This window comes from Mesorhizobium sp. BH1-1-4 (assembly GCF_020165665.1).
Classification (GTDB): domain Bacteria; phylum Pseudomonadota; class Alphaproteobacteria; order Rhizobiales; family Rhizobiaceae; genus Mesorhizobium.
In genome coordinates this window covers 1-23,783 of the sequence record NZ_JAIUIN010000006.1, presented here as the reverse complement: position 1 = coordinate 23,783, position 23,783 = coordinate 1, and the positions used below count along the sequence as shown (strand labels likewise).

At 63.7% G+C, this 23,783-nt stretch carries 25 protein-coding genes and 2 pseudogenes; 12 read left to right on the top strand and 15 right to left on the bottom strand.

The genetic code is table 11. The annotated features are described in order from the left end of the window. Complete coding sequence (locus tag LB569_RS12875; protein ID WP_224692895.1) at positions 1–477, bottom strand: DUF2867 domain-containing protein; 477 nt, start codon at positions 475–477, stop codon at positions 1–3. A 73-nt stretch (positions 478–550) separates the two neighbouring features. Here LB569_RS12875 and LB569_RS12870 point away from each other — a divergent pair. Continuing rightward, positions 551–649 (top strand): annotated as a pseudogene (locus LB569_RS12870) (TraB/GumN family protein); the annotation flags it as partial. 595 nt (positions 650–1,244) lie between these two features. Here LB569_RS12870 and lpdA read toward each other — a convergent pair. From lpdA to mdh, 11 genes are all read right to left on the bottom strand, one after another. Further along, positions 1,245–2,651: a dihydrolipoyl dehydrogenase gene (gene lpdA, locus LB569_RS12865; protein ID WP_224692626.1), complete on the bottom strand. Its 1,407-nt coding sequence runs from the start codon at positions 2,649–2,651 to the stop codon at positions 1,245–1,247. Positions 2,652–2,675: 24 nt separating this feature from the next. Then, positions 2,676–3,431 carry an SDR family oxidoreductase gene (locus LB569_RS12860; protein WP_224692625.1) on the bottom strand — a complete coding sequence of 252 codons (756 nt, stop codon included), beginning with the start codon at positions 3,429–3,431 and terminating at the stop codon, positions 2,676–2,678. Continuing rightward, positions 3,428–3,937, bottom strand: coding sequence for a hypothetical protein (locus tag LB569_RS12855; RefSeq protein ID WP_224692623.1), 510 nt, complete (start codon positions 3,935–3,937; stop codon positions 3,428–3,430). Before LB569_RS12855 ends, LB569_RS12860 begins: the two co-directional genes overlap by 4 nt. A gap of 9 nt (positions 3,938–3,946) precedes the next feature. Next, positions 3,947–4,654, bottom strand: coding sequence for a DUF4241 domain-containing protein (locus LB569_RS12850; protein WP_411970229.1), 708 nt, complete (start codon positions 4,652–4,654; stop codon positions 3,947–3,949). Between the two features lie 70 nt (positions 4,655–4,724). Beyond that, positions 4,725–6,002: a 2-oxoglutarate dehydrogenase complex dihydrolipoyllysine-residue succinyltransferase gene (odhB, locus tag LB569_RS12845; protein ID WP_224692620.1), complete on the bottom strand. Its 1,278-nt coding sequence runs from the start codon at positions 6,000–6,002 to the stop codon at positions 4,725–4,727. 46 nt (positions 6,003–6,048) lie between these two features. Beyond that, positions 6,049–9,036 (bottom strand): 2-oxoglutarate dehydrogenase E1 component, encoded by a 2,988-nt coding sequence (locus LB569_RS12840; RefSeq protein ID WP_140710227.1) that lies wholly within the window; start codon positions 9,034–9,036, stop codon positions 6,049–6,051. A 136-nt stretch (positions 9,037–9,172) separates the two neighbouring features. Further along, positions 9,173–10,075, bottom strand: a complete 903-nt coding sequence (gene sucD / locus LB569_RS12835) for a succinate--CoA ligase subunit alpha (protein WP_140710229.1) — start codon at positions 10,073–10,075, stop codon at positions 9,173–9,175. A gap of 11 nt (positions 10,076–10,086) precedes the next feature. Beyond that, positions 10,087–10,581 carry a DUF1579 family protein gene (locus tag LB569_RS12830; protein ID WP_224692618.1) on the bottom strand — a complete coding sequence of 165 codons (495 nt, stop codon included), beginning with the start codon at positions 10,579–10,581 and terminating at the stop codon, positions 10,087–10,089. Between the two features lie 4 nt (positions 10,582–10,585). Beyond that, positions 10,586–10,957 carry a cupin domain-containing protein gene (locus LB569_RS12825; RefSeq protein WP_224692616.1) on the bottom strand — a complete coding sequence of 124 codons (372 nt, stop codon included), beginning with the start codon at positions 10,955–10,957 and terminating at the stop codon, positions 10,586–10,588. Between the two features lie 4 nt (positions 10,958–10,961). Next, positions 10,962–12,155, bottom strand: coding sequence for an ADP-forming succinate--CoA ligase subunit beta (sucC, locus tag LB569_RS12820; RefSeq protein WP_224692615.1), 1,194 nt, complete (start codon positions 12,153–12,155; stop codon positions 10,962–10,964). 50 nt (positions 12,156–12,205) lie between these two features. After that, positions 12,206–13,174, bottom strand: a complete 969-nt coding sequence (gene mdh / locus LB569_RS12815; RefSeq protein ID WP_224537107.1) for a malate dehydrogenase — start codon at positions 13,172–13,174, stop codon at positions 12,206–12,208. Positions 13,175–13,390: 216 nt separating this feature from the next. Here mdh and LB569_RS12810 point away from each other — a divergent pair, with 216 nt between their 5' ends. The 4 genes from LB569_RS12810 to LB569_RS12795 all read left to right on the top strand — a co-directional run bounded on the left by LB569_RS12810 (position 13,391) and on the right by LB569_RS12795 (position 15,859). Beyond that, the gene (locus tag LB569_RS12810) at positions 13,391–13,729 is read left to right on the top strand and encodes a GNAT family N-acetyltransferase (protein WP_224692614.1); all 339 of its coding nucleotides are present in this window, start codon (positions 13,391–13,393) and stop codon (positions 13,727–13,729) included. Between the two features lie 206 nt (positions 13,730–13,935). After that, positions 13,936–14,139, top strand: coding sequence for a CsbD family protein (locus LB569_RS12805; protein WP_112564507.1), 204 nt, complete (start codon positions 13,936–13,938; stop codon positions 14,137–14,139). A gap of 577 nt (positions 14,140–14,716) precedes the next feature. Further along, positions 14,717–15,418, top strand: a complete 702-nt coding sequence (locus LB569_RS12800) for a Crp/Fnr family transcriptional regulator (protein ID WP_411970228.1) — start codon at positions 14,717–14,719, stop codon at positions 15,416–15,418. 231 nt (positions 15,419–15,649) lie between these two features. Next, positions 15,650–15,859 carry a hypothetical protein gene (locus LB569_RS12795; protein WP_224692611.1) on the top strand — a complete coding sequence of 70 codons (210 nt, stop codon included), beginning with the start codon at positions 15,650–15,652 and terminating at the stop codon, positions 15,857–15,859. An 85-nt stretch (positions 15,860–15,944) separates the two neighbouring features. Here the strand turns inward: LB569_RS12795 and zapE are convergent, their stop codons facing one another. The 3 genes from zapE to LB569_RS12780 all read right to left on the bottom strand — a co-directional run bounded on the left by zapE (position 15,945) and on the right by LB569_RS12780 (position 18,381). Then, positions 15,945–17,144 (bottom strand): cell division protein ZapE, encoded by a 1,200-nt coding sequence (gene zapE / locus LB569_RS12790; RefSeq protein ID WP_224692610.1) that lies wholly within the window; start codon positions 17,142–17,144, stop codon positions 15,945–15,947. A gap of 116 nt (positions 17,145–17,260) precedes the next feature. Further along, a complete protein-coding gene (locus LB569_RS12785) occupies positions 17,261–17,800 on the bottom strand; it encodes an AprI/Inh family metalloprotease inhibitor (protein WP_224692609.1) in 540 nt (179 codons plus the stop codon). Between the two features lie 137 nt (positions 17,801–17,937). Then, positions 17,938–18,381 carry a hypothetical protein gene (locus LB569_RS12780; RefSeq protein ID WP_224692608.1) on the bottom strand — a complete coding sequence of 148 codons (444 nt, stop codon included), beginning with the start codon at positions 18,379–18,381 and terminating at the stop codon, positions 17,938–17,940. A 132-nt stretch (positions 18,382–18,513) separates the two neighbouring features. Here LB569_RS12780 and LB569_RS12775 point away from each other — a divergent pair, with 132 nt between their 5' ends. The 7 genes and pseudogenes from LB569_RS12775 to LB569_RS12745 all read left to right on the top strand — a co-directional run. After that, a complete protein-coding gene (locus tag LB569_RS12775) occupies positions 18,514–19,524 on the top strand; it encodes an MBL fold metallo-hydrolase (protein WP_224537093.1) in 1,011 nt (336 codons plus the stop codon). Between the two features lie 76 nt (positions 19,525–19,600). Next, positions 19,601–20,167, top strand: a complete 567-nt coding sequence (locus tag LB569_RS12770; RefSeq protein ID WP_224692607.1) for a hypothetical protein — start codon at positions 19,601–19,603, stop codon at positions 20,165–20,167. Positions 20,168–20,239: 72 nt separating this feature from the next. Beyond that, positions 20,240–20,743 (top strand): sugar O-acetyltransferase, encoded by a 504-nt coding sequence (locus LB569_RS12765; protein ID WP_224692606.1) that lies wholly within the window; start codon positions 20,240–20,242, stop codon positions 20,741–20,743. Positions 20,744–20,844: 101 nt separating this feature from the next. Then, positions 20,845–21,006, top strand: a complete 162-nt coding sequence (locus tag LB569_RS12760) for a DUF1328 family protein (protein WP_140710252.1) — start codon at positions 20,845–20,847, stop codon at positions 21,004–21,006. A 92-nt stretch (positions 21,007–21,098) separates the two neighbouring features. Then, positions 21,099–21,983, top strand: a complete 885-nt coding sequence (dapF, locus tag LB569_RS12755; protein WP_224692605.1) for a diaminopimelate epimerase — start codon at positions 21,099–21,101, stop codon at positions 21,981–21,983. Then, a complete protein-coding gene (gene mtaB / locus LB569_RS12750; protein ID WP_224692603.1) occupies positions 21,983–23,308 on the top strand; it encodes a tRNA (N(6)-L-threonylcarbamoyladenosine(37)-C(2))-methylthiotransferase MtaB in 1,326 nt (441 codons plus the stop codon). The genes dapF and mtaB overlap by 1 nt, the downstream gene beginning before the upstream one ends. Positions 23,309–23,320: 12 nt before the next feature. Beyond that, positions 23,321–23,783 (top strand): annotated as a pseudogene (locus tag LB569_RS12745) (signal recognition particle-docking protein FtsY); the annotation flags it as partial.

Sequence of the window (23,783 nt, the reverse complement as noted above, 5' to 3'; positions counted from 1 at the left end):
CTATTTGATCAAGACCTGGGCCAGCATCGCCGGAACGATGATGCGGTGAAACGGCATGATGATGGCGAGATAGGCCCGTCCAAGCAGATTGTGCGTCTTCACGATCGTCGACGCAGCCACCTCCTGCCGGCCCGCGCCCAGATCGTTCACCTCCACCAGGATGCGGAAATCGAGATGCCGGTCGTCCAGTCCAAGGACGACCCTGTCATGTGCCTGGCTGATGAGCGGAAAGATGCCGATCCTGCTTTCCGGCGGCGCGTCGGGTTCCGCCCCCGTTTTCAGACCAAATGGCCTGACCGCGAGGTTGCGCAACCGTGTCAGCCGGCCGACCCATCCCGGTGTTCGCCCCAGCACGCGTTCGGCCGCGGCAATGGCGGTCAGGGCAAGGCCATCGGCTGTCAGCGCGTATCGGTCGGCGAACTGAGCACCGGCAAGAGTATCTTCGGGATCAGGTAAGGTCCGTGCAGTGGGCATCATAGCGGCAAATCCCTCGGGACCGACGATAGCATCGGCTGGTTCGGCTCGCTGCGTGGCGAAACGCCGCCTGGCCAACGCCTTCATGGCGGTCGGCGCGCTCCATCTTCCCGGCCCCAAGGGAGCGGTCGAGGATTTCCGCAAAGCCGGCTATACTGTTACCGCCGTCAATTGAGTCGGATGGCAGCGGAGGCTCGCAAACGCCGCGTTTCCGGCGTTTTCGTCCGCTAGCGTGAAACCCATTCAACGGTTGCGCGTTGATGGCTGTTGATTGACCATTTTCATTTTCTCCGGAGGACACATTTATGGCCAACACACCAAACCCAAACGATCCGTACAATTCGACCACCAATGCCCCTCGGCCGAGCGGCGGTGGCGGCAGCCCTTGGCTGATTGCGCTGGTCGTCGTTATTCTGGCTGTAGTCGCGTATTACGTTTTCGGAAGAAGCGGTGAGCATCCGGCACCCGCCGAGCCGCCAGCGGCCAGCACACCGGCCCCGGCGCCCGCGCCGGCTGAACCGATGAAGCCCGCCGAACCGGCACCCGCGCCTGCCCCTGCACCAGCACCCGCGCCGGCTCCTGCACCGGCGACACCGGCTCCTGCGCCGGCCCCAGCTCCCGCACCGGCCCAGTAATCCGGGCCACGGCTTTCAACGAAGAACGGCCCGCCTTCCGGCGGGCCGTTCCGTTTGGGCAGGCAAGGAGGCAATTCCCTCAGGGAAAGCTACGCGCTTTTCCGGGAAACCGTTTCACGGTTTTCCCGGATCGTTCTAAATATGGATCGGCTTGAAGAACGTCGCCAGCGCCGCTTCCTTCACCGCTTCCGACATCGTCGGATGCGCGTGGGTGGTGCGGGCGAGATCCTCCGACGAGCCGCCGAACTCCATCAGCACCGCCGCTTCGTGGATCATCTCGCCGGCGCCGAAGCCGACAATGTGGACGCCCAGTACACGATCGGTCGTCTTGTCGGCGAGTATCTTCACGAAGCCATCCGTGTGCAGCATGGCGCGCGCGCGGCCGTTGGCGGTGAAGGGGAATTTGCCGACCTTGTAGTCGATGCCGGCCTTCTTCAGCTCTTCCTCGGTCTTGCCGACCGAGGCGATTTCCGGGCTGGTGTAGACGACGCTCGGAATGACCTCATAATTCACATGACCGGCCTGGCCGGCGATGGTTTCGGCCACCGCGACGCCCTCGTCCTCGGCCTTGTGCGCCAGCATCGGCCCCGCGATGACGTCGCCGATGGCATAGATGCCCGGCACGTTGGTCCGGAGATGCCCGTCGGTTTTGACGCGGCCGCGCTCGTCGACCTCGACGCCCGCATCCTTGAGCCCGAGGTTGTCTGAAAAGGCGCGGCGTCCCGTCGAGATCAGCACCGCGTCCGCCTCGATGGTCTCGGCCGCGCCGCCCTTGACCGGCTCGAAGGTGACGGTCGCGCCGTTCTTGGCCTTGGCGACGCCGGTGACCTTGGCGCCGAGCTTGAACTCGAAGCCTTGCTTGGAGAGCAGCCGCTGGAACTGTTTCGACACCTCGCCGTCCATGCCGCCCAGGATCGTGTCGAGGAACTCGACCACCGTGACCTTGGCGCCAAGCCGTGCCCAGACCGAGCCGAGCTCGAGCCCGATGACGCCGCCACCGACCACCACCAGGTGGCCCGGCACCTTGTCCAGCGCCAGCGCGCCCGTCGACGACACGATGATTTTCTCGTCGATGTCGACCTTGACGCCTGGAATGCTGGCGACGTCGGAACCGGTGGCGATGACGATGTTTTTGGTCTCGATCTCCTCGACCTTGCCGTCCTCGGAGGTCACCGAAACCTTGCCGGCCGCGACCACCTTGCCGGTGCCGCGAAAACTGTCGATCTTGTTCTTCTTGAACAGGAAGGCGACGCCATTGACGTTGGACAACACCGTCGCGTCCTTGTGCGCCATCATCTTCTTCAGGTTGAGCTTGGGTGCCGGTATTTCGACGCCGAGCGTATCGAAGGAATGGCCGGCCTCGGCGAACATCTCGGAGGCGTAAAGCAGCGCCTTGGACGGAATGCAGCCGATGTTGAGGCAGGTGCCGCCGAAGGTCGCGTTCTTCTCGACCACGGCGACCTTCAGCCCAAGCTGTGCCGCCTTGATGGCGCAGACATAGCCGCCCGGTCCCGATCCGATGATAACGACGTCATAAGCCATGATACTGTCCTTTTCGATTGGGGCTCAGCGGCCGCCGCTGACATTCAGGATCGCGCCCGTCGTATAGGACGCGGCGTCGGACAAAAGATAGAGAATCGCGCCCGCGACTTCATCCGCGGTGCCGGCTCTTTTCATCGGCAGCGTGTCCTGGATCAGCGCCACCCGGTCCGGCTGCCCGCCGGAAGCGTGGATATCGGTGTCGATGATGCCCGGCCGCACCGCGTTGACGCGGATGCCTTCGGCCGCCACCTCGCGGGCAAGCCCGATGGTGAGGGTGTCGATGGCGCCCTTGGAAGCGGCATAGTCTACATAATTGTCCGGCGCGCCCAACACCGCCGCCGCCGAAGAGAGGTTGACGATCGATCCACCCGAACCGCCATGGCGCGTCGACATGCGCTTGACCGCTTCGCGGGCGCACAGGATCGACCCGACAACATTGATGCGCATCATCCGTTCGAGCCGCGCCGCGCTCATCTCGTCGACCCGCGCCTTGGCATCGACGATGCCGGCATTGTTGACGAAGGCGTCGAGCCGGCCATGGGTGCGGTCCACCGCCTCGAAGATGCCCAGGATGTCGGCCTCGCTGCCGACGTCGCCCTTCACGGCGAAAGCGTCGCCGCCGGCGGCCTTGATCTCGGCGACCAGCGCGTCGGCCGCCGCCCGGTCCGAGGCATAGTTGATTGCAACGCGATAGCCGGCCTGCGACCCCTGCCGGCAGACGGCGGCGCCGATGCCACGGCTGCCGCCGGTGACCAGCAGCACTTTTTGCGCGGCGCTCATTCCTGGCATCCCTTCATCGCGAACACATCCGACGGCACTTTCGAGAAGCCGCTGCCGCCATAGGCCGGGGATTGCCGGAGCACCGGCCCGAGATCGGGCAGGATCAGCGTCTTCGGCGCCTCGACGCCCTCGGCCGGCAGCAGCCCGACAGTCCCCTTGTCATCCGACGTGTAGATGACGCCGTTCCACAGCGTGCAGGCGGCAAGCTCCTCGCCGGTGACGTCGCCCTCCGGACATTTGTACATCAGCGCGCCGTTCGGGCGCGCAACATCCTGGGTCCACATGACGATGCCGTTCAGAACCACATTGTTGTCGAGGATCAAGCGGAACGTATTGGTGACGGTGGCCGAGGTGCCCGTCGGAGTAAAGTCGATCTCGCTGCCGTTCTGTGCATCGCCATAGACCGAGAGTTCGATCGGGCAGGCGGCGCCTGCCGTAGAACACGTGACCCCGAAGGCCAGCAATCCAGCGAGACATCTGATGACGGGCGACAGGGCGCTTTGCATCAGGATAACCTACTTGCTCTCGCGGCCATCGGCGTTTTCCAGAACGCCAAAATCGGTCGTCAGCAGCAGCGGCTCGCCGGCCGCGTCCAGCCCCCAGAACGACGGATATAATCCGTCACCCCAGCCGCTCCAGAACATGGCGATGTTGAGCGGGTTGCCGGCAACCGGATGATGCATGACGAACCTGTCCTGGTTTGGCGCGAATTCGGCCGCCAGCACGTCGTCATAGTAATTCTGCTCGGCTTGGAGCTTGTCCTGCTCACCCGACATCAGCGCCATAGCCGTTTTGTCCATGAACGAGCCAAGGCCGGCATCGACGGGATAGCCGAAGATCTCGTCGCCCTTCAAGGTCGATGCATCCTGGCCCGGCACTGTCGCCAGTTCCCAGCGAACCGGCGTGCCGGGCTTGAAGCGCAGCACCGAAATCCCAACGCGGCCCTGGGCTTCCAGCAGCGAAACCGGGTAGCTCCCCGGTTTGACCCTGCGGCTCAAGGCCGGCATCTCGGTACCGCTGATCAGAGGATCGCAGGCGATGATTTCACCGGTCGGCAATTCGAGTTCGCCGATCGGAGTTACGGTGATCTTCCGCTCTTCCAGTTGAGCATCGCTCAAAGTGAAAACGCCAAGATTGCTGCTCGCCTGCGAAGGATCCCATTGGGCGGCGGCCGTCGCCAGCGACGGAACGACGGCGGCGGCCAGGCCAACAGACCGCAGCATCCCACCGGCTCGCCGGCCCAGGCTGTAACCAAACTGCTCCAGCCAGCCGCTCATTGCGGGTCAGCTCCGATCACAGATCGAGCACCAGCCGTTCGGGATCCTCCAGGCTGTCCTTGACGCGGACCAGGAAGGTGACCGCTTCCTTGCCGTCGACGATGCGGTGATCGTAGGAGAGCGCCAGATACATCATCGGCCGGATCACGATCTGGCCGCCGACCACGACCGGCCGGTCCTGGATCTTGTGCATGCCGAGAATGCCCGACTGCGGCGCATTGAGGATCGGCGTCGACATCAGCGACCCGTAGACGCCGCCATTGGAGATGGTGAAGGTGCCGCCCTGCATATCGGCGACCGACAGCTTGCCGTCGCGCGCGGCGATGCCCAGCCGGCCGATCTCCTTCTCGATCTCGGCGATGGACATCTGGTCGGCATCACGCACGACCGGAACCACGAGCCCCTTTTCGGTGCCGACTGCGACGCCGATATGGGCATAGTTCTTGAAGATGATGTCGGTGCCGTCGATCTCGGCATTGACCGAGGGGATTTCCTTCAAGGCGTGCGTCACGGCCTTGGTGAAAAAGCCCATGAAGCCGAGCTTCACGCCATGCTTCTTCTCGAACACGTCCTTGTACTTGGTCCGCAGCGCCATCACCGCCGACATGTCCACTTCGTTGAAGGTGGTCAGCATGGCGGCGGTCGACTGCGCTTCCTTCAGCCGGCGCGCGATGGTCTGGCGCAGCTTGGTCATGCGCACGCGCTCCTCGCGCGAAGCGTCGTCGCCGGACGACGGCGCCCGCACGGCAACCGGTGCCGGCGCTGCCTTCGGCGTTTCGGCCGGCTGCGACGGCGCGCCCTTGGAGATGGCGTCGAGCACATCGCCCTTCAGCACCTGGCCGCGCTTGCCCGAGCCGGAAAGCTGGTCGACCGACAGATTGTTCTCGGCGATCAGTTTTGCCGCCGCCGGCGCCGGCGGCATGGTGCGCGGCTCGACCGCGCCGGCATCGCCCGCCACCTTGGCGGTCTCTGCCGCGGCCTGCTTGGTGGTCTGCGCCGCGTCGGGGCTCGAAGCCTGCGCCACCGCTTGCGGCTTGGTCGCGGGAGCAGCCGCTCCACCGCCCGAAATCGAACCCAACAGCGCGCCGACGCCGACCGTCTCGCCTTCTTTTACAGTGATTTCGCCGAGCGTGCCGGCGGCGGCGGCGGGCACCTCCACCGTCACCTTGTCGGTCTCGAGCTCGACCAGTGGCTCGTCGGCGGCAATGGCATCGCCGACCTTCTTGAACCATTTGCCGACGGTCGCTTCGGTGACGGATTCGCCCAGGGTGGGGACGCGGATTTCAGTAGCCATTGTGCCTGTCCGTTCTTTCGGTTCAGTTCTATTCGCCCAATTCTGCTTATTCGCCGAGCGCGTCTTCGAGCAAGGCGGCGAGCTGGGCAAGGTGCTTCGACATCAGGCCGGTCGCCGGCGACGCGGCCGCCGGACGGCCGGTGTAGCGCACCCGCTGATGCTTGGCGTCGATATGCGCCAGCACCCATTCCAGATACGGGTCGATGAACGACCAGGCGCCCATGTTCTTGGGTTCCTCCTGGCACCACACCATCTCGGCGTTGCGGAAGCGTGACAGCTCGGTGATCAGCGCCTTGGCCGGGAACGGATAGAGCTGTTCGACGCGCAGCAGGTAGATGTCGTTGATGCCGCGCTTCTCGCGCTCCTCGTAGAGGTCGTAATAGACCTTGCCCGAGCACAGCACGACGCGGCGGATCTTGGAATCCTTGGTCAGCTTGATCGCTTGGTTGGGCAACAGCTGGGCATCGTCCCACAGCAGCCGGTGGAACGAGCTTTCGCCCGAGATTTCCGGCAGCGTCGACACCGCCCGCTTGTGACGCAGCAGCGACTTCGGCGTCATCAGGATCAATGGCTTGCGGAAGTCGCGCTTCAGCTGCCGGCGCAGGATGTGGAAGTAGTTGGCCGGCGTCGTGCAGTTGGCGACTTGCATGTTGTCTTCGGCGCAAAGCTGCAGGAAGCGCTCCAGCCGGGCCGAGGAATGCTCAGGGCCCTGGCCTTCATAGCCATGCGGCAGCAGGCAGACGAGGCCCGACATGCGGAGCCACTTGCGCTCGCCGCTAGAGATGAACTGGTCGAACACCACCTGGGCGCCGTTGGCGAAGTCGCCGAACTGCGCCTCCCACAAGGTCAGCGCCTTCGGCTCGGCCAGGCTGTAGCCATATTCGAAGCCCAGCACCGCCTCTTCCGACAGCATCGAGTTGATCACTTCGTAGCCAGCCTGTGCCGCCGACAGATTGTTGAGCGGGATATAGCGGGTCTCGTCGCGCTGGTCGTAAAGCACGGAGTGGCGCTGCGAGAAGGTGCCGCGCTCGGAATCCTGTCCCGAAAGCCGGATCGGATTGCCGTCGAGCAAGATGGCGCCGAACGCAAGCGCTTCCGCCGTCGACCAGTCGATGCCTTCGCCGGACTCGATCGCCTGGCGCCGGTTCTCGAGGAAGCGGATGATCGTCTTGTGCGCCTCGAAATCCTTCGGCACCTCGGTCAGCTTCTTGCCGATTTCCTTCAGCGTCTTGACCGGCACGGCGGTCTTGCCGCGCCGCTGTTCGTCCTGGTTGTCGGCCGTGCGCAGGCCCGACCAGGCGCCGTCGAGCCAATCGGCCTTGTTGGGCTTGTAGTGCTGGCCGACTTCCCATTCGGCTTCCAGATGCGCGCGCCAGTCGGCCTTGAGCTGGTCGAGCTCGGCCTGGGTGATGTGGCCTTCGGCTATCAGGCGCTCGCCATAGATCTGCACCGTCGTCTTGTGGGTGCGGATGTTGCGGTACATCAGCGGCTGGGTGAAGGCTGGTTCATCGCCCTCATTGTGGCCGAAGCGGCGGTAGCAGAACATGTCCACGACCACCGGCTTGTGGAACTTCATGCGGAACTCGATCGCCACCTTGGTGGCGTGCACCACGGCTTCCGGGTCGTCGCCATTGACGTGGAAGATCGGCGCCTCGATCATCTTGGCGACGTCGGACGGATAGGGCGACGAGCGCGAGAAGCGCGGATTGGTGGTGAAGCCGATCTGGTTGTTGATGATGAAATGCAGCGTCCCGGCGACGCGATGACCGCGCAGGCCCGACAGGCCGAGGATTTCGGCGATCACGCCCTGGCCGGCGAAGGCGGCGTCGCCATGCAGCAGCAGCGGCAGCACCTTGGCGCGCTCTTCCAGCGGCACGATCTCCTCGCGGCCGCGGCCGAACAGATAATCCTGCTTGGCGCGCGCCTTGCCCATCACGACGGGATCGACGATTTCCAGATGTGAAGGATTGGCGGTGAGCGACAGGTGCACCTTGTTGCCGTCGAACTCGCGGTCCGAAGAGGCGCCAAGATGGTACTTCACGTCACCAGAGCCCTCGACCTCGTCGGGGGCGGCCGAGCCGCCCTTGAACTCGTGGAAAATGGCGCGGTGCGGCTTGGCCATCACCTGGGAAAGCACGTTGAGGCGGCCGCGATGCGCCATGCCGAGCACGATCTCCTTCATGCCGAGCTGGCCGCCACGCTTGACGATCTGCTCCAGCGCCGGGATCAGCGCCTCACTGCCGTCGAGGCCGAAGCGCTTGGTGCCTTTGTATTTGACGTCGATGAACTGCTCGAAACCTTCCGCCTCGACCAGCTTCTGCAGGATCGCCTTCTTGCCGGTGGCGGTGAAGGAAATCTCCTTGTCGGCGCCTTCGATGCGCGCCTGGATCCAGGCCTTCTCCTCGGGGTCGGAGATGTGCATGAACTCGACGCCGAGCGTCGAACAATAGGTGCGGGTCAGGATTTCCAGCATCTGCCGGACGGTGCCGAATTCGAGCCCCAGCACGTTGTCGAGGAAGATCGGCCGGTCGTAGTCGGCTTCCGTAAAACCGTAATTCTCGGGCGACAGTTCATTGTAGTCCTCGAGCGGCTTGGCGATGCCGAGCGGATCGAGATTGGCATGCAGATGGCCGCGCATGCGGTAGGCACGGATCATCATGATGGCGCGCACCGAATCGCGCGTCGCCTGGTGCACGTCGGCGTCGGACGGCGCCACGCCGTTGACGACCGCCTTCTCCTTGACCTTTTTCTCGATATGCTTCTCGACCAGGCCCCAATTGCCGTCGAGCGCCGACACCAGTTCGCCATTGGCCTGCAGAGGCCAGGAAGGCCTCGCCCACGACGCGCCCTTGGCATTCTTGCGCACATCGCCGGCATCGTCCTTCAGCCCGGCGAAGAATTCCTGCCATTCGGGATTGACCGAGGCTGGATCATCCTCATAGGCGGCATAGAGCGCGTCGATGTAATCGGCGTTGCCGCCATAAAGGAATGAGGTGAGCGAAAATTGGTCGTTGGCCTGATCTTGTCTTGCCATGTCGTTTCAGCGGAGCCGCGCTCCGTCTCCTTACGTTTGCGGCAGGGCCGCGATAGTGGGCGGTTCACCCGCCCTTCTTGTCCCCTCAAAAGCCAACGAACCGTCGTTGGCTCTCATTCCATAACCGGCGCCAGATTCAGCCCTTGATGGCTTCAACCAGCGTCGTGCCAAGCCGCGCCGGTGACGGCGAGACCTTGATGCCAGCCGATTCCATCGCCGCGATCTTGTCTTCCGCGCCGCCCTTGCCGCCGGAGATCACCGCGCCCGCATGGCCCATGGTGCGGCCAGCCGGTGCCGTGCGCCCGGCGATGAAGCCCGCCATCGGTTTCCTGCGGCCGCGCTTGGCCTCGTCCTTGAGGAACTGCGCGGCGTCTTCCTCGGCCGAGCCGCCGATCTCGCCGATCATGATGATCGACTTGGTCTCGTCGTCGGCCAGGAACATCTCGAGCATGTCGATGAACTCTGTGCCCTTGACGGGGTCGCCGCCGATGCCGACGGCCGTGGTCTGACCGAGACCGACATTGGTGGTCTGGAACACAGCCTCATAGGTAAGTGTTCCCGAGCGCGAAACAACGCCGACCGAGCCCTTGCGGAAGATGTTGCCGGGCATGATGCCGATCTTGCATTCGTCTGGGGTGAGCACGCCCGGGCAGTTCGGGCCGATCAGCCGCGACTTGGAGCGGTCGAGCCGCGCCTTGACCTTGACCATGTCCATGACCGGGATGCCCTCGGTGATGCAGACGATCAGCGGGATCTCCGCCTCGATCGCCTCGATGATGGCTTCGCCCGCGCCCGCCGGCGGCACGTAGATGACGGAGGCGTTGGCGCCCGTCCTGTCCTTGCCTTCGGCGACCGTGGCGAAGATCGGCAGGCTCTCGCCTTTCGAGCCGGTCCAGGTCTCGCCGCCCTTCTTGGGATGGATGCCGCCCACCATCTTGGTGCCGTGATAGGCCAGCGCCTGTTCGGTGTGGAACGTGCCGGTCTTGCCGGTCAGGCCCTGCACCAGCACCTTGGTGTTCTTGTCGATAAGAATGGACATCGGAGCCCTTTTTAACCGTTGATCGAGGAAGGCGAGACGCGCCGGTAGACGCCGCTCACCATGTCTTGCCAGCCATCGCTGCCGGCGGGTTTGAATTGCAGTCGCATGCGATAGGTGTCGGCATCGTTGAAAACAAAGGTCACGCGCGCGGCGCCACGCGGCGACGACCGCTCCAGCACCAGTTCGTCGCCATTCCAGGCGCCCGTGGCGGGCGACACCGGCACGAAGCCCATGGAATCGAATTGATGCATGGTGACGAGGCTGTTCTGCTGGTCGAAGCCGAACACATTGTGCGCGCCGAAGGAGACCGTGCCGTCGCGGCGCTGACGATAGCGCTGCACCACGAACAGGCCGCCGAACTGCGCTTCCGCCGTCACTTCGGAGGTTGCCGCACCCTCATCGGCCCATTGCGTCGCCGCGATATCCTCCTCGCCGCGCCACGCGCCGACCAGCGCCTGCAGGCGCTGATGGTCGGCCGAGAGCGAGGAGAAGGGGGCCGCGTTCATGGGATCACAGCCGCTTCAGATCGGTGACGGTAAGATCGCTCTTGGCATTCCCGGTGTTGAGCGTCGTCGCCGGTTCGAACATCAGCACCACCGGCTCCGCGGTCAGCGAACGCGGCCGGTGCTCGACGCCGCGCGGCACGACGATGAAATCGCCTTCGCCAAGCTCGACCGGCCCATCGCGAAAATCGATGGCGATCCTGCCTCGCAGGACGAGAAAAGCTTCGTCCTCATTGTCATGCGCATGCCAGTCGAAGGCCCCGCCGAACTTGGCAACCTTGGCCTGGCTGTCATTGACGTCGCCGGCGACATGCGGATCGAAGACCTTGGTGATGGTCCGATCCGCCGCTTCGACGAGGTTTATCTTGCGCGGAGGCATCCGCTCAGCCCTTCACCGCCGCCACGATCTTCTTGGCGGCATCGTCGAGATCATCGGCCGACACGACATTCAAGCCGCTGTCGTTGATGATCTTCTTGCCGAGTTCGGCATTGGTGCCTTCCAGGCGGACCACCAGCGGAACCTGGAGGCCGACTTCCTTGACCGCGGCGATCACGCCCTCGGCGATGATGTCGCACTTCATGATGCCGCCGAAGATGTTGATCAGGATGCCCTTCACCGCCGGGTCCTTGGTGATGATCTTGAACGCCGCCGTCACCTTCTCCTTCGAAGCGCCGCCGCCGACGTCCAGGAAGTTGGCGGGCTCGGCGCCATAGAGTTTGATGATGTCCATCGTCGCCATGGCGAGGCCGGCGCCGTTGACCATGCAGCCGATATTGCCGTCGAGGGCGACATAGGCGAGGTCGTATTTCGACGCCTCGATCTCCTTCTCGTCCTCTTCGGTCGTGTCGCGCAGTTCCATCAGTTCGGGGTGGCGAAACAGCGCGTTGTTGTCGAACGACACTTTCGCGTCGAGCACGCGCAGACGGCCGTTCTTCATGACGATCAGCGGGTTGACCTCGAGCAGGCTCATGTCCTTTTCGACAAAGGCCTTGTAGAGGATCGGGAACAGCGTGCCGCCATCCTTGGCCGCGTCACCGTCGAGCTTCAGCGCGCCGTTGAGCGCCTTGACGTCGTCCGCCGTGACGCCCTTTTCCGGATCGATGGCGACGGTGATGATCTTTTCCGGCGTATCGTGGGCGACGCCCTCGATGTCCATGCCGCCCTCGGTCGAGACGACGAAGGCGATGCGGCCGACCGAGCGGTCGACCAGGATCGACAGATAGAGCTCGCGCTCGATGTCGGCGCCGTCCTCGATATAGAGGCGGTTGACCTGCTTGCCGGTCGGGCCGGTCTGCTTGGTCACCAGCGTGTGGCCGAGCATCTCGTTGGCGTTGGCGACGACGTCGGCGACCGACTTCGCCAGCCTGACCCCACCCTTGGCGTCGGGGCCGAGTTCCTTGAACTTGCCCTTGCCGCGGCCGCCGGCGTGGATCTGGCTCTTCACCACATAGAGCGGGCCAGGCAGCGCTTGCGCGGCGGCTTCCGCCTCGCTCGCCTTGAACACCGGCACGCCTTCGGCCACCGGCGCGCCAAAGCTCTTCAGCAGCGCCTTGCCTTGATATTCATGGATGTTCATCGGGAACTATCTCCAGGTCGTTTGCCGGGGGGGTGTCGTTTTGCCGGGATTTACTTCGAGGCGAGCTGCGGCGCGATCTTGACGCAGGCTTCGGTCAGGCCCTGCACCGTCGCCACCGACGCGTCGAACATCTTTTGCTCGGCCTTGTTGAGGTCGATCTCGATGACGCGCTCGACACCGCCGGCACCGATCACCACGGGAACGCCGACATACGTGCCCTTGACGCCATATTGGCCGGAGAGGTGCGCCGCGCACGGCAGCACGCGCTTCTTGTCCTTGAGGTAGGATTCCGCCATCGAAATCGCCGAAGCCGCCGGCGCGTAGTAGGCCGAACCGGTCTTCAGGAGGCCGACGATCTCGGCGCCGCCGTCGCGGGTGCGCTGCACGATCTGGTCGAGCTTTTCCTTCGAGGTCCAGCCCATCTTGATCAGGTCGGGCAGCGGAATGCCCGACACCGTCGAATAGCGGATCATCGGCACCATGGAATCGCCATGGCCGCCGAGCACGAAGGCGGTGACGTCCTCGACCGAGACCTTGAATTCCTCGGCCAGGAAATAGCGGAAGCGCGCGCTGTCGAGCACGCCGGCCATGCCGACGACATGGGTCTTGGGCAGGCCGGAAAACTTCTGCAGTGCCCACACCATGGCGTCGAGCGGGTTGGTGATGCAGATGACGAACGCCTTCGGCGCGTACTTCTTCAGCCCGGCGCCGACCTGTTCCATGACCTTGAGGTTGATGCCCAGCAGATCGTCGCGGCTCATCCCCGGCTTGCGCGGCACGCCGGCGGTGACGATGCAGACATCCGCGCCCTCGATGCCGGCGTAATCATTGACGCCGGTCAGCCGGGAGTCGAAACCGTCGACCGGCGACGACTGCGCGATATCGAGCCCCTTGCCCTGCGGGATGCCCTCGGCAATATCGAACAGGACCACATCGCCGAGATCCTTGAGGCCGATCATGTGGGCGAGCGTGCCGCCGATCATGCCAGAGCCGATAAGCGCTATCTTGTTGCGTGCCATGTGAGGATGATTTCCCTTTGTCAGTGACGGCGCCAACACGGCGTCGAGGAAGAGGCCGGAATGCAGCGGGGGAACCGCGGATTTCGCCGCACCCAATAGCTCCGGTACGGAATAAATTCAAACGATTATTTCAACGCCTGCATTTTCAATCGGTTAGAGTGCTTGGGATTTACGTAAACGTCAAAATTTGTAAGCCGACTTGGGAGAATTTATACAATGACGGTTGAGATCAGAAGACTCTATCCCGGCGATGACGACCTTGTGATGCGGGTTGCCGACGACGTGTTCGACGAACCGGTGCGGGCCGATCATCTAGCCAGCTATCTCGCTCAATCGGGCCATTTCATGATCGTGGTCTTGGCCGGCGGCGTTATCGTCGGCCAATGCGCGGCGGTCATCCACCGCCATCCGGACAAGCCGACCGAGCTTTATATCGACGAGGTCGGCGTGTCGCCGGCCTTCCAGCGCCAGGGGACTGCACGCAAAATGCTCGACGCGATGTTCGCTCTCGGCAGGGAGCATGCTGCGAAGAGCCTGGGTGGGCATCGAACCTGACAATCTGCCCGCCCGCGCGCTTTATGAAGCGCGCGCCCATGACGAGGCGGAGACCTTTGTGATGTATGTCTATCGGCTGTCGGCGCGCCGACGAGCCTGACGACCCCTAAAGGCGACCGGTTGGGGCGTTCGGCAAAAAAGATTCGACCGGAACCTCGGAGTAGATCGCCCGTTTTGGCACTGTGATCAACAGGAGACAGACCGCCATGGATTGGAACCGCGTCGAAGGAAATTGGAAGCAGGTCAAGGGCAAGGTCAAGGAACAGTGGGGCAAGCTCACCGACGATGATCTCGACCGGATCGCCGGCAAGCGCGACCAGCTCGAAGGCAAGATCCAGGAACGCTACGGCATCGAGAAAGACCGCGTTCGCCGCGACGTTGACGACTGGTACAGCATGCAGGGCTGGTAGTTCCCCCGCACGTGAAAAGGGCCCGGCATGCGCCCTTTTCACGGCTTGGCCGCGAGGCTGGGCTTCTCTCAAAGGCTCAGCAGGGACTTAATTGACTCGCTTATCTCCGTCCGAAAGCGTACAGAGATGAATCGTCAGCAGCACGACAAGGGGCCCTGACGCTTGGGAGCGACCATCGCACTCCTGCCCGATACGAGGCATAGGATGGCATGGTTAGTGAACCGGAACGTCCCAGTCTGACGGCAGAGGCCGTACGCGAACTCGCTCGAATATCCGGCGCCACCGAGCAGCAGATACGCGAAATAGTATCGCTGGTTGGGCTCGACCGTGGCTCTATCCTCCGCGAAGCTCGCATTGCGGCAAGGAATGGATAGCTCCAGGAATTCTGTAACAGTAACTGTCGCTTTCATACCAAGGTGGCGGCTTGCCTAGTGCTGTGCGTGCGGCAAGGTCTACAACCCGTCATCGTCGGCTCACGAACGGGCGCCGACGGCCGAGAGATCCAGTGCTCTCTTGCCCGGTGGAGAGATGGTTGGATCAAAGCGCGCTTCGGGCCAAGAGCGAATTGTTGCGGCGGATGAGCCCGGACGATCTTTCGCTGCTTCAACCGCATTTCGAGAGCGTCTTTCTTGAGCTGCGGGCGCCTTTGGAGACGGCCGGTCAAAAGATCGACTTCGTTTATTTTATCGAAAGTGGGCTGGCATCCGTCGTGGCCAGGACGTCGGCGACAACCGAGGCCGAAGTCGGGATAATCGGCTTTGAGGGAATGACCGGCTCTGCCCTGATCATGGGAGACGACCAGGCGGCTTTTGATTGTTATATCCAATCGACATGCGAAGCGGTTCGCATCGGCGTCGACCCGTTCGTCGAAGCCTTGCGAGCCAGCGGTACCCTGCGCGCTTTCCTGCTTCGGTATGTACAATATCTTCACATCCAGACAAGTTACACTGCGTCCGTCAATGCGCGGCGGAGCCTGGAGGTTCGGCTGGCCAGATGGCTTCTGATGTGCGGCGACCGGACTGTCGGCGACCGGCTTTTGATAACGCACGAATTTCTCTCGGTCATGCTGGGGGTCAGACGCCCCGGCGTTACCGTGGGACTGCAGATGATCGAGAGCCATGGCTATATCCGGGCTCGTCGTGGAGAGGTCACGATCCGCGATCGGAACGGTCTTTTGCGGTTGGCCCAGGATTCCTACGGTCCTCCGGAGTTTGAATACCATCGGCTGGTCGGAGATTTGGGATCGAAGACCCCCGCAAGACAGGAACGCCCCACGTGACCTTCGCTATCCTGCGAGTGCAGATGGCCGACGCGATGATGCCGGTGAAGACATGTTGCCCGATCCCCGCGTCGGCCACTACGGCTTCCTGAGTATTTGCCGTCAGCGCAAGCTAGAGCACGCCGAACGATCGGCAACAGCAGTTCGCCGCATGGTAAAAACTGTACAGTGCAAAGCGCTTGCGAGCGGATTTGGCGGGGACTACTTTCCGGCTTTCGTCTGGAGGTTTGGATGCAGAGCCCGGACAAGGCAAATGCGAAATCCCGGGTCGAGGTCATCGAAAGCTGCGGCGAATGGTTTGTCCATGTAACCGAGGGCGGCAGGACCGCTGCAACCAATTCCTTCGAGATCGAGGCGCTTGCGTCGCGGAACGCCAACGCATCCGTCTTGGCCTTGAACGCTATGAGAGACTGTAGTGCAGACCGCTTAGAAAAATTCTAGGAAAAGTGCGTAGCGATCTTCCGTCCGGAATTGCTTAAAACAAAGGCTTAGAGCGAGTCGGCGATTGCATAAAACAATAAACCGCTTAGCCGGCTCGCGCCTCCGCATTTTGCGAACTCTTCTCCTTCCGCCGCTCGGTCCAGTCCTCCAGCCAGTCGCGGCTTTGCATCTCGATCAGGCGCGAGGCCGTGCGCTCGAATTCGAACACCTCGACGCCGCGCTTGGCCACATAAAGCGCGTGCGGCGGCGCCGCAGCGCTCACCACCAGGCGCATATGATGGTCGTAGAGCGTGTCGATCAGCAGGATGAAGCGCTTGGCCTCGTTGCGCTTGCCTTCGCCCAGCACCGGGACGTGGTCGATGAAGACGGTCGAGAACCGGCCGGCGATCGCCAGATAATCGCGCGCGCCGAGCGGCTTCTCGCAGAGATCGGCAAAGGAAAACCGCGCGGCGTCGCCGGCGGCGGCCGGCACCACCAGCTTGCGGCCCTTCAGCGTCAGCGACGTTTCGGATGTCGGTGCCCCGTGCGTCATCGTCCGCCAGGCCTCGTCCAACGCCTGGTCGGCCGCCGCATCGGCCGGCGTGACATAGACCGGCGTGCGTGCGAGCTTTTCCAGCCGATAGTCCTTGTCGCTGTCGAGCGACAGCACCAGCGCGTGGCATTCCAATATGGCGATGAACGGCAGGAAAAGCTGGCGGTTCAACCCGTCACGGTAGAGGTCTTGCGGCGCCACGTTCGAGGTGGCGACCAGCACGACCCCATTGGCGAACAGCGCCGAAAACAGCCTGGACAGGATCATGGCGTCGGCGATGTCGGTGACCGAGAACTCGTCGAAGCACAGCACCCAGGCCTGCTCGGCCAGCGCCTTGGCGACCGGCGGGATGGGATCGTCTTCCCTGACAGTGCCTTCCTTGCGCGCCTGCCGGTGCTTCTGGATGCGGTCCTGCACGTCGGCCATGAAATCGTTGAAATGGACGCGGCGCTTGCGCCGCACCGGCAAGAGCTCGAAGAACATGTCCATCAGCATGGTCTTGCCGCGGCCGACGCCGCCATGGATATAGAGACCCTTGACCGCCTCATGCGTCTCGCGCCTGCGGGCAAACAGCCAGCCCAGCGCACTGGACTTGTGCGCCAGCCGCTTGGCCGAGATCTCCACGGTCAGCCGGTCGAGCGCGGCGGCGATCTCTTCCTGCGCCGCATCGCGTTGGATCGCGCCTGACACCACCAGATGGTCGTAGCGCTGCCGGACGGTGGCATGGGTTTGGAGGCCGTCACGCAGATGCATCGGTCACGTCGTTGTTCAGGGCATGATGCTCAAGAGAGGGTAGGGTATGTTGAGATTCAGGTCAGGCCGAGCCGCGATGCGCGGGGCGGCATCACCTGAATATCGACACGCCTGGCCTATCTTGTAAGCGAGATCGGCTGCCCGTTGGAAGTCTGGCCGTCGAACTTCGAGCCGCCCGACGAATAGAGCCGCGCCAGCGAGCCGCCATTCTCATCATAAAGCGTCAGCTGCTTGCCGGCGACGTTCCATGACTTGATGCCATCGATCGGCGCCGGGCAATGCAGCGGCCCGGCGCGGAAGCCGGCGCCGAATTTGGTTTGCGGCGTCGCCACCTTGCAGCTCTGGCCGGAGACATTGACGTTCCAGACCCCGGCGACAGCTGCCGCGCTGAGGTCCGCGGCACCTGCTGGCGCCGTGCCGTCCGGCGGCAGCGAGGCGACCTGCGTGTTGGCCGGCGCCGTCGGGAATTGCGAAGGGTCGGTGGTGCCGGGCGACGCCGGCGGCGGCAGCTGGTTGGAGCTCACCTGGCCAGCGGGGGCTGGCTGCAACGGTGCCGGTTGCTGGTCGTCCATCGACGAGAAGCGTGAGGTTGAGCAGCCGCTCGCAACGAGCGCCGCCAGGGATACGGCCACAAGGCCGCCTTTGGGAAAATTCATTACAACCTCCGTCGGATCCGGCTGGGGGGAAGCCGTCCGCGCAATAGCACCTCCACCAAGATGGAGAAGGTGGCGAAATTTCAACCCGATATGGTTAAAATAGGGTTTGCGGCAAGATTGTTGCAAATTTATCGCAATCATTGCGCCAGCGCGGCACTTGGGACGAACACATACCCGTCCGGCCCGACAATATAGCACTCCCGCAGGCCATGCGGCTTGTCGACGGCGCCGGAGAGCGCAATGTAGCCATGTTCCAGCGCCGCCGCCTCGACCGCGTCCGGATCGGCGCCATAGAGGCGCAATTCAATGCCGGCACCGCGTGTCTCGGCGCCGGTGATGACACCTGTCATCGGATTGTCGAGATAGGAATGATCCGCATGCAGCATGAAGACCGACCCCAGAAGCTCGATGGCCGCGAAATCCTCGTCGGCATAGATCACCCGGGCGCCCAGCACGTCGCGGCAGAAGGCTTCCATCGCCTGCATGTCTGACACCAGCAGATTGACGCCGATGCCGCGCGGCAGCGCGCGGCCGAAATCCTCGGCCTTCATCCAGGGCGCCTTCGTCCGCTTCATTGCCATGGCATTGTCCTCCTGATCCCGCGATCCTAACCGAGGCCGCTTCGCCGCCCTTGGCACTCGGCCGGCGCACGCTTGCGCCAGCCGGCGTTCGGCCTATCTCTGGGGGAACACAACCCAGTGGGAGCCGCAAAATTGGCCGCGAGACAGAGAGCCGCCAACCGCTATTACAGCGGCCCGCCCAGCGACCATTTCGACGGCACCCTGTTCTTCAATCCGGGCGGCCGAATGCCCGGCCCCTTCAAGGATCTGCTGAAATGGCAGTTCAGCGGTCAGCGTTCGAAATGGCCACCTGCCAGCCCAAGCCCTTTTGCCCAGGCAAAGCCGATGGCGACGGTCGAAGGTGCCGAACTGACCGTGACCATGGTCGGCCATTCCACCTTGCTGATCCAGACCGCCGGGCTGAACCTCCTCACCGATCCTGTGTGGTCGCAGCGTAGCTCGCCGTTCTCCTTTGCCGGCCCCAGACGCGTCAATCCGCCTGGCATCGCTTTTGGCGATCTGCCGGCGATCGACCTCGTGCTGGTCAGCCACAACCACTATGACCATCTCGACCTCGCCACGCTGAAGCAGTTGAAGGAGAAGCACGATCCGCTGGTGGTGACGCCGCTCGGCAACGATGCCATCATCGCCGCCGCTGTATCAGGCATGCGGCTTTCCGCGCATGACTGGGGCGACAGGCGCGATGTCGGCCGTGGCACCACTATCCACGTCGAGCCCGCGCATCACTGGTCGGCACGCGGCGCGCGCGACCGGCGCATGGCGCTGTGGGCGGGCTTCGTCATCGACACGCCGGGCGGAAAAATCTATTTCGCCGGCGATACCGGCTTCCACGACGGCATCAACTACCGGCTGATGGCTGAAAAACACGGCGGCTTCCGCTTCGCCATCCTGCCGATCGGCGCCTACGAGCCGCGCTGGTTCATGGCACCGCAGCATCAAAATCCCGAGGAAGCGGTGCAAGGTATGAAACTATGCAACGCCGCCTTCGCCGCCGGCTGCCATTGGGGCACTTTCCAGCTCACTGACGAGCCGTTCGACGAACCGGTCCGCAAACTGGGCGAAGCGCTGGACGCCGAAGGCGTGCCGCGCGAGAATTTCCGGGCCTTGCGACCCGGCGAGGCTTGGGACGTGCCGCGGATTTAATGGCCTCGACAGAATGGCCGTTTACGCTGCCGTGGTTTTCGCTGATGGTCGTCCTCGGACAGAATAGGGGAATCAGATGAAGTCGATCATGGCAGGTCTTTTGGCGCTGGCGGTCTCGGTGCCGGCGGCTTTCGCGGGCGAGATCGGCGACCGGGCGGCCGAGGCCGAGAAACTTCTCCAATCGGGTGATGGCGCCGCTGCGCTGGAGAAGTTCGGCAGCGCCCAGGAGGCGCTCTGGAAGGCGATGCCGCTTGCCGTGATGAACGTCAAGCAGGTGGATACAGCCTCCGGCTTCGGCATCTACAGTGAACGCGCCAACCATGTGTACAAACAAGGCGAGCAGGTCGCTCTCTACATGGAGCCGGTTGGGTACGGCTATGGCTCGGACGGGCTCGGCAACAGCTCGATCGCGCTCTCCGTCGACCTGACCGTCCTTTCCGAGGCCGGTGAAAAACTTGGCACCTTCGAAAAGATCGGCCGCGTGCAGGTCGCCTCGCGTTCGCACAACCGCGAACTGTTCTTCAAGCTGGACCTCTCCCTCACCGGCCTGCCGCCTGGCAAATACCGCTGTGACTTCGTCATGCATGACGAGAATTCGAGCAAGACGGCCCCCTTCAGCACGGATGTCGAGATCGCCGGCTGAGCCGGTTTGAAGAAAATGTCCGACAGAGACGGCATCAGGACAATTCATCGCGGGACGTCGCAATCGGCGGCCATGCTGGCGAATGTCAGACGGGCGATGGCGATCACCGCCCGGCTCAACCGTCTGACGTTCGACGATGCGGACGAAGTCAGGGCCTTGTTCAGCCAGCTCATCGGCCGGGAGGTGGACGCGAGTTTCCTGCTGATCCCGCCATTCTATACGGCAGGAGGCGACGAAATCCGCGTCGGGCGCAACGTCTTCGTTAATCAGAACTGCACTTTCTATGATATCGGCGGCCTCGACATCGCCGACGATGTGATGATCGGGCCAAATGTGAGCATCATCACGACGGGCCATCCGCTTGACCCGTCGCAGCGCCGCGCCGTCACGATCGGAAAGCCGATCGCCATCGGGAGAAATGTCTGGATCGCGGCGGGTGCGACTGTCATCGGCGGGGTGACGGTGGGCGAAAACGCGGTGGTGGCCGCCGGTTCGGTGGTTACCAGGAACGTTCCCCCAAATACCCTTGTCGGCGGCAATCCGGCACGGGTCATCAGGTCGATTGGCGCCGACTGAACGACACCCGCAAGGGGCTATCCCCTCGCAGCCTCGGGAACCCAAGCGCGACGGCCGCGTTTTTCAACCGGTTTCAATGTGTTCGGCTTGCGAGGCATACCATGCTCAAATGGATCATCATTCTCCTGATCATCGCCGCCGCTGCGAGCCTGCTCGGCATGCCGGCACTGGCCGGCGCGGCCGCGACCGGCGCGCGCATTCTCATCGGCATCGTGCTCGTCATCTTCCTGTTGATCCTGCTTGGGGTCTTCGCGGTGACGTAAGTCCGCCGCCTTTGCCGTGAAAGCGCTGCGCACTGGTAATTCCTGCCCATTTCCGCCATATAGCGCCGAACGGACATGGAATTTTCGGAGCAATGGCAGGCACGGCCCCTTTCGCCAAGATGAACGGCATCGGCAACGAGATCATCGTTGCCGATATGCGTGGTCGCGCGGATCGGGTGACGGCCGCGGCCGCCATCGCGCTCAATGGCGACGTCGCGACGCGGTTCGACCAGATCATGGCGATCCACGACGCCAGAACGCCGGGCACCGCCTATTTCGTCGACATCCTAAATTCCGACGGGTCGGGGGCGCAGGCCTGCGGCAACGGCATGCGCTGCGTCGTCCAGGCACTGGCCGCCGAGACCGGCGAGAAGACCTTCACCTTCGAGACCGTGGCCGGCATCCTCAATGCCCGCGAACACGCCGACGGCTCGATCTCGGTCGACATGGGCACGCCGCGCTTCGGCTGGCGCGACATTCCGCTCGCCGAGGAGTTCCGCGACACCCGTATTATCGAGTTGCAGGTCGGCCCGATCGACGCGCCGGTGCTGCATTCGCCTTCCGCTGTCTCGATGGGCAATCCGCACGCCATCTTCTGGGTCGACAACGACGTCTGGACTTATGAGCTCGACCGTTTCGGTCCGCTCTTGGAAAACCATCCGATCTTTCCCGAGCGCGCCAACATCACCATCGCCCAGGTGACCTCGCCCGATTCGATGATCATCCGCACCTGGGAGCGCGGCGCCGGCCTGACCAAGGCCTGCGGCACCGCCTCCTGCGCTGCCGTCGTTGCCGCCGCGCGCACCAGGCGCACCGGCCGCAGCGTCAACCTGCTGACTCCCGGCGGCGGCACGCTGCATGTCGAGTGGCGCGATGACGACCACGTCATCCTGACCGGCGCGGCCGAATGGGAATTTTCCGGCAGCTTCGATCCTTCGAACGGCGCCTGGGCCCGCGACACCGAAAGCGCGGCCTGATGTCGGCTGTGTCCAAGGGCGTCGACGTGGCGAAGCAGCCCGGCCGCATCGACGTGGTGACCTTCGGCTGCCGCCTCAACACCTATGAGTCCGAGGTGATGCGGCGCGAGGCCGAAACTGCCGGCCTCGGCGCGCTGGCCGGTGGCGCCGTCATCTTCAACACCTGCGCCGTCACCGGAGAAGCGGTGCGCCAGGCCAGGCAGGCGATCCGCAAGGCGCGCCGCGACAACCCGGCCGCGCGCATCATCGTCACCGGCTGCGCCGCGCAGACCGAGCCCGAAAAATTCGCCGCCATGGACGAGGTCGATCTCGTGCTTGGCAATGAGGAAAAGCTCAAGGCCCACTCCTATCGTGCGCTGCCGGATTTCGGCGTCAACGACACCGAAAAGGCACGCGTCAACGACATCTTCTCGGTGCGCGAAACCGCCGGCCACATGGTCGACGCCATCGAGGGCCGCGCGCGCGCCTTCGTGCAGGTGCAGAATGGCTGCGACCATCGCTGTACCTTCTGCATCATCCCCTATGGCCGCGGCAATTCGCGCTCGGTGCCGATGGGCGCGGTGGTCGAGCAGGTCAAGCGCCTGGCGGGCAACGGTTATGCCGAGATCGTGCTGACCGGCGTCGACATGACGTCTTTCGGCGCCGACCTGCCTGGTGCGCCCAAGCTCGGCAAATTGGTGAAAACCATCCTGAAACAGGTGCCCGACGTGAAGCGGCTCAGGCTGTCCTCCATCGATTCGATCGAGGCCGACGAGGACTTGCTCGACGCTATCGCCACCGAATCCAGGCTGATGCCGCATCTACATCTGTCGCTGCAGTCGGGCGACGACATGATCCTAAAGCGCATGAAGCGCCGGCATCTGCGCGACCAGTCGATCCGCTTTTGCGAGGATGTGCGCAAGCTCCGTCCCGGCATTGTCTTCGGCGCCGACATCATCGCCGGCTTCCCGACCGAGACCGAAGCCATGTTCGAGAATTCCGAAAAAATCGTCGATGAATGCGGCCTGACCCACCTCCATGTCTTCCCGTTTTCACCGCGCGAAGGCACTCCCGCCGCGCGCATGCCGCAGGTTCGCCGCGAGCTCGTCAAGCAACGCGCCGCCCGGCTGCGCGCCGCCGGCGAAGCCGCCTACCAGCGCCATCTGTCGTCCATGGCCGGCAGCCGCCAGTCGATCCTGATCGAGCGCGACGGTCTTGGCCGCACCGAAGGGTTCACGCTTGCCGCACTCGGCACCGGCGCGCCGGGCGAGATCGTCGAAGCTGAAATAACCGGCCACGACGGCATCAGGCTGACAGCCGCCCCCCTTGCCGCCCCCGCCGCCTGAGAACGCAAAAGCATGGCTGGTTTTTTCAAGAAGATATTTTCGTTCGGCAAGAAGGAGGTGGTCGAGGAGCGCATCGACGAGACCGCTCCGCTGCCGCCGATCAAATGGGACCAGCTCGACGCGCTGAAGCCGGCGGCCGAGCAGGCCCTGCCGGAGTTTTTTAAGCGCGAGGAGGTTGCGGCGGAAGCCGCGCCTGGACCGGCGCCCGAGGAACCCAAGCCCGAACCTGTCCCCACCATTCCGCCGGCGCCGGAGCCGACCGTTCCGTCGGAACCGGAACGGCAGCCGGAGCCTGCTCCGGAAGAGAAGCCGGCACCCCCGCCCCAGACGCCTGAACCGCCCGCGCCATCCGAGCCGGAGATCGCTCCGTCGCCTCCGGAAAGGCAGCCGGAACCCGCGCCGGTCGAAGTGCCGACGCCGCCAGTCGAGGTGCCGGCCGAACAGCCCATCCCGGTCGAGGTGCCGCCGGCGGCAC

Excerpts from the sequence above, each read along its gene's own strand:
- LB569_RS12795 (WP_224692611.1), top strand. The coding sequence starts at position 15,650 with ATGCAGAGCCCGGACAAGGCAAATGCGAAATCCCGGGTCGAGGTCATC.
- LB569_RS12830 (WP_224692618.1), bottom strand. The coding sequence starts at position 10,581 with ATGAACGCGGCCCCCTTCTCCTCGCTCTCGGCCGACCATCAGCGCCTG.
- LB569_RS12800 (WP_411970228.1), top strand. The coding sequence starts at position 14,717 with ATGAGCCCGGACGATCTTTCGCTGCTTCAACCGCATTTCGAGAGCGTC.
- LB569_RS12810 (WP_224692614.1), top strand. The coding sequence starts at position 13,391 with ATGACGGTTGAGATCAGAAGACTCTATCCCGGCGATGACGACCTTGTG.
- mtaB (WP_224692603.1), top strand. The coding sequence starts at position 21,983 with ATGTCGGCTGTGTCCAAGGGCGTCGACGTGGCGAAGCAGCCCGGCCGC.
- odhB (WP_224692620.1), bottom strand. The coding sequence starts at position 6,002 with ATGGCTACTGAAATCCGCGTCCCCACCCTGGGCGAATCCGTCACCGAA.
- mdh (WP_224537107.1), bottom strand. The coding sequence starts at position 13,174 with ATGGCACGCAACAAGATAGCGCTTATCGGCTCTGGCATGATCGGCGGC.
- LB569_RS12850 (WP_411970229.1), bottom strand. The coding sequence starts at position 4,654 with ATGCTGCGGTCTGTTGGCCTGGCCGCCGCCGTCGTTCCGTCGCTGGCG.
- LB569_RS12860 (WP_224692625.1), bottom strand. The coding sequence starts at position 3,431 with ATGAGCGCCGCGCAAAAAGTGCTGCTGGTCACCGGCGGCAGCCGTGGC.
- LB569_RS12765 (WP_224692606.1), top strand. The coding sequence starts at position 20,240 with ATGCTGGCGAATGTCAGACGGGCGATGGCGATCACCGCCCGGCTCAAC.
- LB569_RS12770 (WP_224692607.1), top strand. The coding sequence starts at position 19,601 with ATGAAGTCGATCATGGCAGGTCTTTTGGCGCTGGCGGTCTCGGTGCCG.
- LB569_RS12780 (WP_224692608.1), bottom strand. The coding sequence starts at position 18,381 with ATGGCAATGAAGCGGACGAAGGCGCCCTGGATGAAGGCCGAGGATTTC.
- LB569_RS12840 (WP_140710227.1), bottom strand. The coding sequence starts at position 9,036 with ATGGCAAGACAAGATCAGGCCAACGACCAATTTTCGCTCACCTCATTC.
- dapF (WP_224692605.1), top strand. The coding sequence starts at position 21,099 with ATGGCAGGCACGGCCCCTTTCGCCAAGATGAACGGCATCGGCAACGAG.
- LB569_RS12825 (WP_224692616.1), bottom strand. The coding sequence starts at position 10,957 with ATGCCTCCGCGCAAGATAAACCTCGTCGAAGCGGCGGATCGGACCATC.
- LB569_RS12805 (WP_112564507.1), top strand. The coding sequence starts at position 13,936 with ATGGATTGGAACCGCGTCGAAGGAAATTGGAAGCAGGTCAAGGGCAAG.
- zapE (WP_224692610.1), bottom strand. The coding sequence starts at position 17,144 with ATGCATCTGCGTGACGGCCTCCAAACCCATGCCACCGTCCGGCAGCGC.
- LB569_RS12875 (WP_224692895.1), bottom strand. The coding sequence starts at position 477 with ATGATGCCCACTGCACGGACCTTACCTGATCCCGAAGATACTCTTGCC.
- sucC (WP_224692615.1), bottom strand. The coding sequence starts at position 12,155 with ATGAACATCCATGAATATCAAGGCAAGGCGCTGCTGAAGAGCTTTGGC.
- LB569_RS12760 (WP_140710252.1), top strand. The coding sequence starts at position 20,845 with ATGCTCAAATGGATCATCATTCTCCTGATCATCGCCGCCGCTGCGAGC.
- lpdA (WP_224692626.1), bottom strand. The coding sequence starts at position 2,651 with ATGGCTTATGACGTCGTTATCATCGGATCGGGACCGGGCGGCTATGTC.
- sucD (WP_140710229.1), bottom strand. The coding sequence starts at position 10,075 with ATGTCCATTCTTATCGACAAGAACACCAAGGTGCTGGTGCAGGGCCTG.
- LB569_RS12785 (WP_224692609.1), bottom strand. The coding sequence starts at position 17,800 with ATGAATTTTCCCAAAGGCGGCCTTGTGGCCGTATCCCTGGCGGCGCTC.
- LB569_RS12855 (WP_224692623.1), bottom strand. The coding sequence starts at position 3,937 with ATGCAAAGCGCCCTGTCGCCCGTCATCAGATGTCTCGCTGGATTGCTG.